This window comes from Coraliomargarita algicola, assembly GCF_033878955.1.
GTDB lineage: Bacteria > Verrucomicrobiota > Verrucomicrobiia > Opitutales > Coraliomargaritaceae > Thalassobacterium > Thalassobacterium algicola.
Genome location: NZ_CP138858.1, coordinates 446,693 through 461,239 on the forward strand (window position 1 = coordinate 446,693; position 14,547 = coordinate 461,239).

8 protein-coding genes are annotated in these 14,547 nt (G+C 49.5%); 1 reads left to right on the forward strand and 7 read right to left on the reverse strand.

The window, feature by feature from the left end; genetic code table 11:
• Nucleotides 1-243: 243 nt before the first annotated feature.
• On the forward strand, nt 244-1,032 hold the full coding sequence (locus tag SH580_RS01690) for a PEP-CTERM sorting domain-containing protein (protein ID WP_319833272.1): 789 nt from the start codon (nt 244-246) through the stop codon (nt 1,030-1,032).
• A gap of 490 nt (nt 1,033-1,522) precedes the next feature.
• Here SH580_RS01690 and SH580_RS01695 read toward each other — a convergent pair whose 3' ends face one another.
• From SH580_RS01695 to SH580_RS01725, 7 genes are all read right to left on the reverse strand, one after another.
• Entirely contained in the window at nt 1,523-2,980 is a 1,458-nt protein-coding gene (locus SH580_RS01695) for an alpha-L-fucosidase (protein WP_319833273.1), read from the reverse strand.
• Nucleotides 2,981-3,007: 27 nt separating this feature from the next.
• Complete coding sequence (locus SH580_RS01700; RefSeq protein ID WP_319833274.1) at nt 3,008-4,396, reverse strand: sulfatase-like hydrolase/transferase; 1,389 nt, start codon at nt 4,394-4,396, stop codon at nt 3,008-3,010.
• A gap of 81 nt (nt 4,397-4,477) precedes the next feature.
• Nucleotides 4,478-6,859 carry a right-handed parallel beta-helix repeat-containing protein gene (locus tag SH580_RS01705; protein ID WP_319833275.1) on the reverse strand — a complete coding sequence of 794 codons (2,382 nt, stop codon included), beginning with the start codon at nt 6,857-6,859 and terminating at the stop codon, nt 4,478-4,480.
• 22 nt (nt 6,860-6,881) lie between these two features.
• Complete coding sequence (locus tag SH580_RS01710) at nt 6,882-8,438, reverse strand: glycoside hydrolase family 172 protein (RefSeq protein WP_345786242.1); 1,557 nt, start codon at nt 8,436-8,438, stop codon at nt 6,882-6,884.
• 159 nt (nt 8,439-8,597) lie between these two features.
• On the reverse strand, nt 8,598-9,269 hold the full coding sequence (locus tag SH580_RS01715; RefSeq protein WP_319833277.1) for a hypothetical protein: 672 nt from the start codon (nt 9,267-9,269) through the stop codon (nt 8,598-8,600).
• A gap of 21 nt (nt 9,270-9,290) precedes the next feature.
• Complete coding sequence (locus SH580_RS01720) at nt 9,291-12,692, reverse strand: hypothetical protein (RefSeq protein WP_319833278.1); 3,402 nt, start codon at nt 12,690-12,692, stop codon at nt 9,291-9,293.
• A gap of 323 nt (nt 12,693-13,015) precedes the next feature.
• Entirely contained in the window at nt 13,016-14,530 is a 1,515-nt protein-coding gene (locus tag SH580_RS01725) for an alpha-L-fucosidase (protein WP_319833279.1), read from the reverse strand.
• Between the last annotated feature and the right edge of the window lie 17 nt (nt 14,531-14,547).

The following is a 14,547-nucleotide window of genomic DNA, read 5'->3' on the forward strand; positions in this document are numbered from 1 at the left end:
ACACCAGGGCAAAGCCACCTGCACTAGTTGCAGGTGGTCTTTTTTTTTGGGGGATTTCCCTGGCAGTCGAAGCGACACGGGCACCCAACAAAACCATGCGTACACGTAATAGACATAATTGGATAATATCGTTAGAATATACGCTACTCAATGATTTGTAAGTTATTATATCTTATAATCATTTCATATTCACCTCATAAACCAGAATACAACACATACTCCCTTCAAATTAATACTAATAAAATGAAGACAACACTGACTACACTCACCGCATCCCTGCTACTGGCAACCGCCGGACATGCAGCCACAATCATCTACTCCGACACCTTCGACAACGACGGGCTCGCCACCAACACAGGCACTGGTGATGGACTGGTGAACAATTCAATTGCCGGCACTAAATCCTGGGCCGATGATGGGGGCCTGCAATACGTGACTGGCGCCGGCACGAATTACAAGGAGAGAGCATTGATCTATTCTTCGAATAGTTTCCAGTCAACGGGAGGTTTTGAGCTGACCGTTAATTATAGCCAGTCAAGTTATGGAGGTGCAAGTGCGATGGCGTTTGGACTCTTGAGTGATGATACTAATTTCTCTAGCTACAATAAATACAATCCCTTCTTAGATGATAACGGTGCTGGTGCGCAAACTCCCAATGACAGCAACACGTATGGCTTTGGTGTGACGAACTCAACCGGAAACCTCACATTCACAGACGGCGCAAACCAGACGAACTTGACGACTGGAAGCGAATTGACTTTGGGCACACACACTATCGTCATGAGCTTTGAAAATGATGGCTCTGGTGGAGCCGATTGGTCATGGACCTTCGATGGATCGAGCCGAGGCTCCGGTAATATAGCCACATTTGACTTCAGCAAAGATTTCCATTTCGTCGCTTACGGACAGGATGATCAAGGTCTTAAAGCGATCAATTCAGTGACACTCTCTGCCGTTCCAGAGCCCAGCAGCTACGCGCTGCTGGCCGGTCTCCTCGGCTTGAGCTATGTAATGGTTCATCGCCGCAAGTAAAGTTTTTCAACAGGGTTATATAGGGTAAGGTCGCCTGCACAGGTTGCAGGCGGCCTTTTTTTGGGGTTCATCATTTGTTTGGGAAGCGAAGCTTGAAACAGGCAAGCTGCCCAACTCTCAGTATCAGCAGACTACATACTGACCTCCATCAGGAGTAGCTCCGCTCGAGATAACTGAGCAATGACGTCTTCTTAACAGGAGACGGGACTCTTGACCCGATTTACGACGGTCCGACTTAGGCTCGGAGCATGGACAAGTGTCCATGCTCCTGTCCTCCTGCAATGAGTTTCATTCAGTCGGCATAGATGACCTATTCTGAACCGCTTAACGATCAGAAGCAGCATAACGTAGTGGGAGCATCCTGCTCCCGTGCCTAGTGCCTTTAAGCTAGCTGGAAGCTGCGGCTACCTGCTGTCTCAAAAGCACAGAGACTTTAGAGAAACGCTATACAGTCCGTAAGATAAACATAGGCACCCTCACTTTTGACGAATCACTTCAGCTCTAAACAGAGAACTGTGGCAATCGGATCCAATGGATCTGCGGGCAACTGAACCGTCACAAGCTCTTGTGTCTGCTCAAAGGAAAGATTCACATCTGGCGCAGCCACCAGATAGGCCTTGCTCACGGTATCTTCACAGTCCGAGAGCGTGAATTCACCGTCAGGCCATTCAAATAGATGGAAGTACACTTTCTCATCTTTACCAGTGGCGAGCCATTCATAGTTCATTTCAAGAGTGACTTTTTTATCTTTTCCAGCACCCGTGAGTGCCGCCTTCCTCGCCTGCTCTTTCATCTCAGCGAGGGACTCTTGGTTGACTTCCCCCACCCCCTTGAAGACAGTCGGCTCCGCTCCATAAATCGCTTCGCCATTCACTTTCAGCCACTCGCCGGCCTCTTGCAAAATACGGACACTCTCAGCGGGTATGCTGCCCTCACCCGTCGGCCCAATATTAAGCAAGAATGTGCCCCCTTTACTCACGACCTCGACTAACTGCTGAATGACGCGCTTCGAAGACTTCCAATTATTGTCATCCGCGGTGTATCCCCAAGAATGATTCAGCGTCATACACGTTTCCCAGTATGGCCAAGGGCTTACTTCTGGAATTTCACGATCTTTATAGGAGAGGTAGCTGACACCGAGCGCCGCAAGCTCATCGCGCTTCTCGCGAGGAAGCGAAGCAGTGTTTCTGCCATTATAGCGGACACGACTATTGATGAGAACGCTCGGATTGATCGCATTGACAGCTTCTACAAACCGCTTCGAATCGTCGAAATCCATACCGAAAGGCGTATCGAACCAGATGAGTGCTGGCTCGTATTTAGATACAATTTCTTGCACTTGCGGGATTGCCAATTGCTCAAAGTAATTGTGCTGATCTCCCTCCTCGCCATCATTCAGTTGGGCATCGTCCCACGCGCGCCTCTTGGCAATACCGCCAAGGTGATACCAGTCCTGAGCTTGTGAATAGTAGAGCCCCAAGGCGATACCATGGCGATCACAGGCTTCTTTCAATTCTTTGATGATATCGAGCCCATAAGGGGTTGCATCGACCATATTGAAGTCACTCACTTCGGACTCGAATAAAGCAAAGCCATCGTGGTGCTTACTGGTAATAACAATATACTTCATGCCCGCGTTCTTCGCGAGTAGCACCCACTCATCCGCATCAAACTGAACCGGATCAAAGCCTTCGGCGAGTTTCTTATATTCAGCCAGCGGAATCTCTTCCCGCAGCATCACCCATTCCCCCCGCGCCAAATGCGAATAGAGCCCCCAGTGAATAAACATGCCGTATTTCACTTCATCATACCAAGCCCCTGGATCGGATGGCTTAGGCTCAAAATCAAGCTTCGGCTTTGTTGAGGCCCATAGCATGGGAGCCGTCAAATAGAGCACACCACTAACAACTAAAATGGTTCGGTTAAGTATTTTCTTAAATAATTTCATATCAAATGCACTCCAATCCTTATTTCTTCAAAGCTTCGCTTTGGCTTTGGCCCTCGCGCTGGATAAAGCCTTGCTGGACGGTTCAGTCGGCAAGCTAGCCTTCCAATGATCAAGTTTATCGCTCAAAGCTTGGACGACCTCTGGAAACCTAGCCGACACGTCCTGCGTCTCTGCCCAGTCTGCTTCTAAATTGTAGAGCTCCAGCTTCCCCTGCTCCTTATTGACGAGCAGCTTCCATTTCCCGTCACGAACCGCTAGCGACGGCCATGTATAAGCCTGATTATCTCCGCCTCTCCATTCCCAGAAAATTGGTTTCGTTCTGCTAAAGCCTTCGCCCTTAAATGCAGACAGCACATTCTCCCCGTCAGGCTGATAGTCTTCCGGCAGCGGCACACCTGCGGCAGCCAAGAAAGTCGGGAGCAGATCCACCGCTGTGAGCACCGAAGTCTCGTCGACGACTCCTGCGGGAGTCACATTAGGCCAGCGCACGATAAAAGGCACACGAATACCACCGGAAAACAACGAACGTTTCCGACCTTTTAAACCACCCGTTTCACCGACTGAATAGTATTTCCCGAAACCATCTGATTCTTTATGATTTTTATCATCGGTTGTAATTTCTGGGCCATTATCGGTCGAAAAAACTAGCAGTGTGTTGTCATCGATATCCAATTCTCGAAGCAGTTTCATAATCCGGCCAACCGCTTCATCCCCTTCAGCAATCACCGACGCGTAAACCTGCTGGCGTTCGTTTAAGGCATTGAATTTCTCTAAGTAATGCGGCTGCGGGTAATGCGCCGTATGCACTTCATGCAGCCATAAATTCACAAAAAACGGCTGCGGATGAAACTCACGAATAAAGCTTTCCGCGTGATCCACAGACGCGAGGCCCCCTTTCTTAATCTCATTCACCTTCGAACCATTGAAAGTTGCAAAACAATCATAGCCATACAGGTCTTCCGTCGGAGAGTCGCCCGAGCTACCGAGGTGCCATTTGCCGAAGTGCCCGGTGACGTAGCCTGCCTTTTGCAACATACGCGGCAAGCTGGGCGCCTCGACATCCAGCCAATCCGGCATACCTCGTTTAATATGCGCTTTAACTCCCTGGAAATGCTGATGAATGCTATGCCGAGCGGGAAACTGCCCCGTCATCACAGCGACCCGACTCGGGGAGCACACGGGGCTGTTCACGGTAAAATTGGCAAAATCCATTCCCTCCTTTGCCATACGATCCAGATTCGGCGTTTCACAAAAGCTGCTGCCGTGAATACCCACATCGCCATAGCCCCAATCATCGGCAAAGATGAAAATGATGTTGGGACGACGACTCTCAATTGCTTCAGTTTGGCATTGAATGCCTAAGAGGAAGCAAGCCACCAGGGCCAATGCAGATTTGGGTGAGTTCAGAAATGTCATAGCAAGCTATAATAACATTAAAAGAGGCCGAGAGCCGACAATATGGCTAGAAGTGCTTGCTTCATCGTATTTCCAAACAGACTACAAACTGAGTTCGAGTTCCATGGCTTGCTGATCACGAATCACTGTAAGTTGAATCGTGCCTTCGGCCTTAGCAGTCGCACGATTGAATTGTCGCATATTCGCGGTCTTACGACCATTCACTGCTTGGATTAGGTCACCGTCTTGCAAACCGACTTTCGCGGCTTGCGTCCGCTGACCCACTTTTGAAAGCGCAAGACCTCCATCGTCTTGACTGACGCCATAGGCGGAGAATTCCACACCAGAAAGCTCCGTCAAGCTTGCACCTAACCATTCCCGACTACGAGCTGCGGACTTTTTGCCTGACTCTTGATACACCTTCAACTCAGGCATTTCTGGCGTGCGGGCAATCGCTTTGAGCGAAGGCTTCTTCACACCGAACTGATCCATTGGAAAGTTCTTAAAACCGGCCTTTAATGCAGCTGAGCCTGGTTTCACCCGAAAGTCTCCCTTAGCTGGATCCATGAACATCGGTTCCCCATACACGGAGTTCTGATCCCAACCGAGTTTGTGCGAGACCTTCATGACGGTCGCTTCACCGACGGCATAGAAATTACCATCTACACGCACATCGTCACCGGTCACAATCGCACCCGCTGGCTTGTGAGGTGCCATGAAGATATTCGAATAAACCTGATCTTGACTGCCCTTATACCACACGTGGGGATGCAGTCCATTGTTCACAGTAATGTTATTCCATACATGGCGACGGAAACCTTCGCGCAGTTTCAAGCCATTGTTCAGCATCAAGTTATTATAGATGTCGTAGTTGGTTGAACCGTCATCGAGATCAATGTCCCAACCATGATCGCAGCGCCAGCGGCTGTCGCGAATGGTGGTCGTCTTCATCGCATCTAAGAATGGGAGCTTCGGGTCTTTATCGATCTCCCCTTGCGATTCCTTACGGTTACTGTGCCAGAAGCGATCGCGTCCCCAAGAATTGAAGGAACCGTGGTCGTGCGTTTCCAGAACCGTATCGAACACATCACAGCGCTCGATCAAGTGACCGCCCCAAGTGCCTTCGCTGATATTGATGCCCGCACGAGCGCAATCGTAGATCGAGAGATCGCGCGCGGTAATGCCCATGGCCATCGAAATTTGCACCCCGGCGGGCTGACGCTCGACGCGACCGATGCCGTGAATCAAGCAGTCTTCGACAGTCGAGTCTGCAGGATAATTATTGGTCTTAGGCCCTGGCGTGCGGTCGATTTTTGACAAGTCATTCGTCTCCTGATATTCAAACAAAGGATCGCGCACGGCATTCGGATCACCGACGAAGCACACACCACTCGCACCGGAATCATGGATGTGGCAGCCTTTAACAAGGACATGACGATTGTAGTTATTGACAAAGACCGCATTACCGCCGACCTGATCAAACTCAGTATCCAGAATTTGGATATGTTCAGTGCCGGTTAGAAAATATGCACCGCCACGATAGATCGCCCAATCTGAGCGCAGCAATGGCTCCTTGCAGTCCATAAAAGTGCGAGCTGCATGACGCACGACGAAACCTTGTAAAGTAATGTATTTCACCGGCGCGGCTTCGCTGCCGTCAAACTCAACCAGATGGCGCAAGCGCACCACTTCGACCTTGGCGGAATGGATGTCCATTCCAGCAACAGGCTTATAGTAGAGCGTGTTGGTCTTAGCATTGTGATACCACTCTCCCTCGTCATCGAGCTCTTCGAAAATGTTCTCAACCATGCGATAGTCTTTATGCATGCCCAATTGGCGATTATTCTGCCAACCACCTTCATAGGTCACCTCGCCCTCGGCATCTTTACCAGTGATCAGGTAATGATAACCGCCCCATCGCTTGCTATGCATCGCATGGATGTAAGCACCCGTAGGATCGGACCAACCTGCGGCCCGCTCCTTCGAGAAGGCATCGGCGGCATAGCCCTGATACGGTTCCGCTTTCTTTGCGGGATCATAGTTGGGGTAACGTGCCATGCGCTGATTGCGTCCATCGATAAAGACCTGATCGATCATTAAACCATTCGGAGTTTGTGCTTTGTAAATACCATCACGATACGGCGCCCATTCTAAGGCCAGTTCGGCACCACCACTGAGCACGGCACCACCCTCGTTAGTGGAGCGATATACCACAGGATATTTCTCAGATCCAGAGTCCTCCGGTGTAAAGACCACGGTCTCTGGAAGATAGTAGGTACCATCTGCGAAATGAACTGTGACGGCTTCACTCGCGGCATAGGCGCGCGCCTTCTTCTGGGCTGAGGCAAATGTCGCCACTGGCTCCCCAGGCAGGCCACTATTCATATCCGATCCCTGTGGACTCACGTAAAGATCCACCGCATGTGCGGAGGTGAGTATCACGCTGAATAAAAGGTAATAGATTTTTGAGCTATATTTCTTCATGGTTGTAATGGGGCTATAAATATTAATTTCGTTTGAACGACGCGGCGGTAAAGTCTGCTGGCAACGGCGGCACATTATGCACCTCCATAGGTTCTGGTTTGCGGTTGGAAGTCGTAGTCGCAAAGCCATACCAATAAACACCCACTTGGTAGCCCATGTCGCAATCCGTTCCCGACCATACTTCCATATCCAATTGAAGTGAACTGCCAAAAGGCATCGTATCCAAGGCACGGCTACGTGTTTCGACGCTAAAACCTTGCGTATTGCGGGACTCATCGGATTCAGGTTTACGGTTTAGCTTATTGTATTGATGGGCAAATGGCTGAGCGTGGAAGGGGTGTTGATAAAAGTCCGTGCTACGACCTCCCCAAGAATACCCATAGTAGTCTTCAGTTCCTGTGCCGAAGATGGAGGGAAAGTCCTCGCCATCGACCCAGATCTTCTCATCTCCCTCACCCCACCATTGTTCGACCGGATTCATGACGGTCAATGTGTCGCCAACATAGACGCCCTGCCCTTTGAGGCTAACGTAATTCCAGTCCGAGAAAGGGCGTGTGGCTACCGGATACTGCCCGCGCCAATTCGCATGAAAATACATGGATGCCGCATCCCATTCCCAGTCACCTGTTTTCACTTCCAGCACCACATCGACAGGAGCACCACTAAGATTGAGCAGCGACACTTGAGCGTCCTTTTGATAAGGCATGACCCAGCGGCAGCGCATGCTTCCGTCCTCAGACACCGTGCGATACCACCCCTCGAAAGGGTTCAAACCAAGGCCTGAGCCAAAGAAATCACCGATGGGGCACCAAACGGTCGGCTTGCCATCAAATTCCATCTTCAGCACGACCATACGTGTGATGTTCGGATCGGAATAATCCCCCAGCTTAACCGAGAGCTCACGCACGGCACCCACGCCTGTTGGCAGTTGCAGCGAGTGCTCTGCTTGATCGTCCAATGTGCAACTAAAGTGTTGGGGATTGCCCGCAGCAGCGGCAATGGGATGTAGTAGCTGCTGACCAGTTGCCACAGCCAGTTCTTTGGCCGCATCGAAATCGGCCATAGTAAAGGTTTCAATCGGAGTGCCTTCGGCATATTCACGAAAGGTAAACTGAAAGAAAAACGGCTTCTTATCGGTAGTCACCTTACAGCTCTTTGCGTAAGGGATCGGGAAGAAACTCACCGCCGAGCGAAGCGAAGCATGCGCAAAAGGATAAGGGATCACGCCAGTGCCGTCGAACATACCCAGCATATTCCCCTCAAACGTGGGCTCCTCAGCGCCGTCGAGATAGATGCGCATGGTTATATTTGCGCCGGGCTTCTTCTGATTGAGCCAAGGCATCCAAGTCCGGACGATCGCGCCAGGCGCCTGATGATCCATTAACACCCACTCTTTGCGACCATGGTTCTCTTCGATACGAATGAAGTTATGTGTATTCGCACGCGGAGGATTGAAGTCTTGATTGGTAAACCATCCTTCAGGTTCCTCGGGCGTCTTAGATGCTCGATTGTAGCTGCTCTGTTGCTTGAGGCGAAAATCCCGGCTAGGAAAACGCGCTAGCCTATCACGATCCACCATTTCCTGTAGCAATGACTCAATGCGAATAGAGTCTGGTACCGCAGGCGCAGCAGTCGAAAGCGCGAACAATACGCTCAATAAACAGCTGATTTTTGTGATGATTTTCATTATTGGCTACTCGAATTTGTAAGCAATGAATACATTGACACTTACAGAATTTTAGAAATTTGGAATCGGCACCGAATACAATTTCACCATTCGAGGTGGCGGCATCGGCGATACGAAAGTGAGCACTCTTACATCAGGGTGATACTGACATTTCTGCTGAACAAGAGGACGGTATTTGTTAGGGTTGTCTTTAAAAGTAGCGAGCTTAAGCAGATAAGACCCCCTTTCTTTGATCGGCTTTGTAACCATCTCCAACGAATGCGGCTGACTAATCAGTTCCTTATCCCCAACCATCAAAAAAACTGTCATTTCAGAAAAATTCACGAAGTAGACTCCTCCGGGAGCGAAAACATCATCATTCGCATTAATTGCTTTAAGACGAATGGGCATCGTCGGATTATTTTTATCTTGAAAGGCAAGTATCAAAACTTTGCTCCAATCCTCAGGCACATACACCGAAGGAGCCGACTCAGGCACAGGGGCATCCTCAGCTAATAAACTAGGTAAAAAATACAAACGGATAGATCCTTCAGTCAAATCAAATGATTCAGAAAAATTGTGCCGATCCAGGCTTACCTTCTGAGGCTCTTGATTGACTTGATTGACGAATGCGTATTCTGGCCCCCCAGCAGGGGCCCCGTAATACAATACGCGCGCAACCCGATCCCCGTATGCAGCGACAGCAAAACAGGTAATCAGTATTGAGAGAATAGACTTCTTCATAAATCAGTATACAGCAAAAGATTAAACTTCATCGGGAGATAACCAACGGAAGGATACGATCATATAACGACGCCCAAAGCGCTTATTAATTTTGGAACTTAGTGTAGAGTCGCTGGGCAGAATTTCTGAACTGTCTGCGACAGAATCCACATAATCTGCACGGCGCTGCACGACCGCCTCACACCATGCTTCAGATCGATTTTCACCTGTCACAGGATCTTTGCTCCCTCCATAGGCGCGAATCAGGAAGGTATCGTCACGAACCGATAGCACTGGGGCCAGTGGCCTCAAGATATCCGCTTGTCGCACCCAACCAGGAAAGCCATAGGCTCGATGACCTTCCGCGGCGGCAGGAAACGCATTCGACACTCCAGATGGAATGGACACAAGGCCTGGCCCACCATTATCATTTCTGAAAGTAGCCTGTATGTCCGAGAAAGGATTTTCCGATGCGCTTCGAGTCGACAACTCAATTAAAGCAGCCTCCACCGCACCTGCCAATGCGAGGTCTTCTTTTGAACTGGCAGCCGTCAACATTCGATTCATAAACTCTGAAAGAGACAGAAAGGGCCCACGAGCCTTTACCTGATTCACAATTTCTACGGCAAGCGCTTCGATTTGCGAGTCCGTCAGTCGCGCATGTTCACCAATCGCACTACTATACTCAGTTGGACCTGCATCAGGATCCCCCGAGACTGTTGTCCGGCTCACAGGGTGCCCAGAATCAGGAGTCGATAGAAGGCTCCATCCAGTTGAGCCTGGATCATTAGAGACATAGGGCGCGCCGCCATCTTTAAGGTGCTTGAGTTGCGCAGTCCAGGCCTCCACTGAAGTGGAATTTACATTAAACATTCCTTCCACCTCAATTTTCGAAGCCACATCATACCACGCTGTGTCATCAGCAATTAATGAATTCGCAGCAGCAGCGGCTGCACTGAGATCCAAACTATCCGCTGGCAAATAGGCAGCATTCGGCAACGACTCCGCCGTAGAAAGAAAATCTCGGTATACTTCTTGGGTACTGCGAATCTCACTGCTCGAATAACCGCTGGTCTCAGGCGCAATGGATGAAACAAACCAATCATCAAAAAACAAGTGGTTCCCGACATAACTATGGTCATAAGAAACACGTTTGGATTCACTCATACCATCACCAGTGATAAAAACTGCTCCTGGCTCGATCATATGGCTCGCATTACTATTACCAATAGGATTGGCGATAAAAGGTGCGACGGGATTATTCGCGTTCAAATCGAAATGCTGAAGCTCCCCCAGAGATCTCAACGGTCTCGTTGGTATTTCAGCGACTATCAAGCTCTTTAAACCATCATCGATTCTAAAACTGGTCCCAATAAAACTGTAAGGATCGCTATCAGTCGCACCGCTAACAGGAAGGCCATCTGAAACCCCAGAATTGCCGTTCGGATAGAACAAGGTGACATCAAATGGAAAAGCATCCAAACTCTTGCTCAAATTCGCCCCAGAACTGATGTTACTAATAAGATTCAGAATAGGCTTCCGATGAGAATAACCTCTCGATTGAACGGAAGACTCAGCAATATTCTGCAATTGAAATAATTCGATCATGAATGGCGAAGGATCTCCTTCGGATAAGGTCTCCATCGTTTGGCTTGTATTCTTAACTTCAGGAGTTCCCCAATAAAGTTCCGCGTCTGCGTACTCTAATTCATACTTAATCTTCAATGCTTGCTCCGTCCCTCGGCTTCCCCTCCATTCATACGCATCAAATACAAGCGAAGTTACATCAATAGCAGAAAGCGTCACCGTAAACGATTCATCAGCATCTCCGCTAATTCCAAGTTTTCGATTGAATCCATTTGAGCCTTCATACCCTCTTTTCATTAGATACCGATTCGCACCCTCTTTATTCGCAACGCTGTAAACTCTAGCTTCACCAGGCTGCCAAACCTCCGTGTCATTTGGAATCGCAAGTGTAAAGTTCTTACTACCAGTAAAATCTGAAAGTTCCGCACTGGCAGTTTGCTCATCACCTACGAAAAATTGCAGCTTATAGGGCAGCGTAGTTTCAACTTGTAACCAAAAATCCGACGCGCCCGAGATTGAAACATTATAAGGGTTCCAATAGGTGACCACTGGATCGATATTCAAGTAGGCGTCATAGACCCCAGCATTTTGAATCGAACTAAAGGATAACACCCAATGAATTCTCGCAAGGACCGGAAGTCGGTTCAATCCATCGCGGGCATTCTCGAGCAGTGATTGGTCAAATGTAATATTGCCCGACGAATCCCCGGAAATAATCTCCTCATACTGTGTTGCAAAGTCAACTAAGGCTCCCCAACCCACAGACGCCCCTCCCTCTCTCGAGAAGACAGACTCTTCAGCCCATGGATAAATCAAGCCCCCGACCTCTCCTGAATTTTTCAGAGCTTGCGTTTCCACCCCGGGACTCAAGGTGTAGAATGGAAATCCAGCAGTCCTCGAATGGGGACTCTCCAGAGTGGCCCACTGTTCGCTCATCAGGGAAAGATCGCGTCGCCACCCGCCATTCGCGGTATTGGTCAGCAGACCACGTGCATACGTAGTCAAATCGTGGAAATAAGTCTGCGAAACCGAGCGACCAGCTGCCAAGGTGTTCGGCAGTAAGTTGAGACTCCCGCGACTCGAAACGTGGCTCAAACCAGCAGTATCCGTTATGTCAAAGCTCGCCTCATCAGGCCCTGCATAGCTCGACAAGCGCTCGCTCCAATCCTGCGCCGTTACAGCTGCCTTTTTCTCTTTAAGTAATGCCTTTGTGTTTTCCCCGGAAATCCACCAAGCAATCTCAAACTCGCCATCATCAATCAGAGTCGGTTGCACATGGACTTCATTTTCTAGCGCATAAGCCGCATTTGTCCCAACACCCACACTCCCCTGGCCAACAAGTGGTGCGGTGATTCCAACAAGCTCGGTAAGAGTCGGTGGACTAGTTGCATCCAGCGACGTGGTAATGCTGGGATCGAAGGCAGAAGACACCAACCAGCCCAAGAAACGTCCCGCTCCATAAGGCGCGGCCTCGATATCGAAATTTCCTAGGTCCAGCTTCGAGTCGTAATTAGGAGCAATCGGAAGCCCATTACTCTCATGATCACTCCCCTCCCACGAGCGCCAGACACCAGTGACCGACTGCACTCCATTGACTGTGGCTAGCGCCTCAGCCGGAGCCGTCACACGTTGATCCAGTCCTGCCGTCTCCTGCAGCTTACCAATCGCCAGATTCAAGGAAAGCAAGGCAGCCTGCTCAGCCTCTAATTTCGCCACTGCATGATCTGTGTTGGCGACTTCAACCTGAATCAACGAGGTGATCGACAAGAGTAACAACAGCACGAAAGCCATCAGGCCTAAAGCAATCACCAATGCAAAGCCTCTGGAGCTGCCACGATACGGGCACCCAGATCGCACGGGGGATTTCGTAGACTGACATTTTTTCTGATATCGGGGGCAATTCAACTTCTAATCCTTTTAAAATTTAAGCCATATAATGCCCCCTGCGATTGCTCTATTTTTCGCAATCGCGGGGGCAAATTACCATGACTTTAGTAAGGATTAGTATAGCATTAAGAATTAGTCGTGGCTATTACGCATACACCTAAATCCGCCATGAGTGCGCTGAAGACCATCGCACCACTAAGCTGAAGCTGATTTCGACCGCTTAATTATTCCCGGACATAACCAATTCAAGGGGTAAGCTTGCATTAGCCATGCATTGAAGACAAGATATACGTTTATTCCAATTCTAGCTTAAACCCAATCGCCAACGCTTCTGGTAAGCGCTTAGGAAGCGTGATTTTCAAACCATCCGCACTGCGCTCCCAAGTGATCAATTCATCACTACCCAATAACGAAATAGTGCGAATGGATTTCTCCAGTAATCCTCCTTCAGCGAGTGTCTTAATCAAAATATCCTCCGTAGGCGGAACGAGCACTAAGGCATACAGGTCGCCATCCTTGGTAGTAAAGCGAATATCCTGCTGGCACCATGCCTTGTGATTTTCACTCCCACGCCCGTCCTTAATTTTAAGCGGCCCTTCACCAAAGATCTTCCATGGACGCGTTCCGTAGATGCCCTCGCCATTCACATCGAACAGGTCCTTAAAGGCATTCAGATACTCCATTTGATTGTCAGGGATAAGCCCCTCCCCTGTCAGGGCAATGTTGAGCATGATCACTCCGTTCTTACTCACAGAATCGATCGCATTACCGATCATAACCGGGATGCTCATCCTGTTGGTCGCACCGTCGCGATAGAACCATGTCCCCGAGAGGTCAGTGGCCCACATCCATGGCTCAGGCTCAATCTTCGCAGCACTGCCGCGCTCCATATTGTAGGTAAATGCCTTCTTATTCTGGCTCGGATTCTTAAAGGAGAGCACGACATCCTGCTTGCCCTTGTTTTCCCTCAGGTCCTTGTTTACATAATCGGTGAACAGCTTGATACCGAGGCTATTGCCCGTCTGAATGGTCGGATACGGCGAGTCGTTGTTAAACATATCGGGATCATACTTTTCGATGACCTCCCAACAGCGCTGATACCAATGTTCGTTCCAGGCCGGATCGCTGCTATACCCCGTAGGCGAATAGTCCATATTGAATAGCTTCCACTCCAGTGTGCCCTCTTTCTGGAACGGGCGGGCAGTATTGAAGAAACGTGGTGACCAATAGAGGTGAGTCGATACGCCGAATTTCAACCCGTGCTTTCGTGCAGCCGTTTTCCACTCCTTCAGCGTGTCACGCTTCGGCCCCATATCGACTGAGTTCCATGGGTGGAAGGAATCATACATGTCGAAGTTATCATGGTGAGTCGCCACCGGCATGATGAAGTGTGCACCAACTTCCTTGACTGTTTTCACCAGTGCATCGGGATCCCATTTTTCTGCTTTAAAGTTCGGAATTAAATCCTCGTAACCGAATTCGGAATGATGTCCATAGTGCTGATCATGCCATGCGGTGAGACGGTCAATTGCATCTGCCACTACCTGAGACTTCACAGTCAGTTGGCCCTCTGAACCATACATCCAGGCACCATAGTGCGAACCATCATGCGGACGACCGTCGTCCACCGAAGACGGGATGCCCCAGTGGAACCAAACACCCAGCTTACCATCCACAAACCATTCAGGGACAGTATAGTTCTCGGCGAGTGATTCCCAGTTTGGGTTGATCGGACCTGCGACGGCCTGACTTGTGAGTGCCATGCATGCACCGAGCAAAGTCGATTTAATCAGGGAGGTATATTTCATATTCGAATTACTAGGTT

What these genes read in the sequence shown, in the direction of transcription:
- SH580_RS01690 (WP_319833272.1), top strand. Translation starts at nt 244, where the DNA reads ATGAAGACAACACTGACTACACTCACCGCATCCCTGCTACTGGCAACC.
- SH580_RS01695 (WP_319833273.1), bottom strand. Translation starts at nt 2,980, where the DNA reads ATGAAATTATTTAAGAAAATACTTAACCGAACCATTTTAGTTGTTAGT.
- SH580_RS01700 (WP_319833274.1), bottom strand. Translation starts at nt 4,396, where the DNA reads ATGACATTTCTGAACTCACCCAAATCTGCATTGGCCCTGGTGGCTTGC.
- SH580_RS01705 (WP_319833275.1), bottom strand. Translation starts at nt 6,859, where the DNA reads ATGAAGAAATATAGCTCAAAAATCTATTACCTTTTATTCAGCGTGATA.
- SH580_RS01710 (WP_345786242.1), bottom strand. Translation starts at nt 8,438, where the DNA reads ATGGTGGATCGTGATAGGCTAGCGCGTTTTCCTAGCCGGGATTTTCGC.
- SH580_RS01715 (WP_319833277.1), bottom strand. Translation starts at nt 9,269, where the DNA reads ATGAAGAAGTCTATTCTCTCAATACTGATTACCTGTTTTGCTGTCGCT.
- SH580_RS01725 (WP_319833279.1), bottom strand. Translation starts at nt 14,530, where the DNA reads ATGAAATATACCTCCCTGATTAAATCGACTTTGCTCGGTGCATGCATG.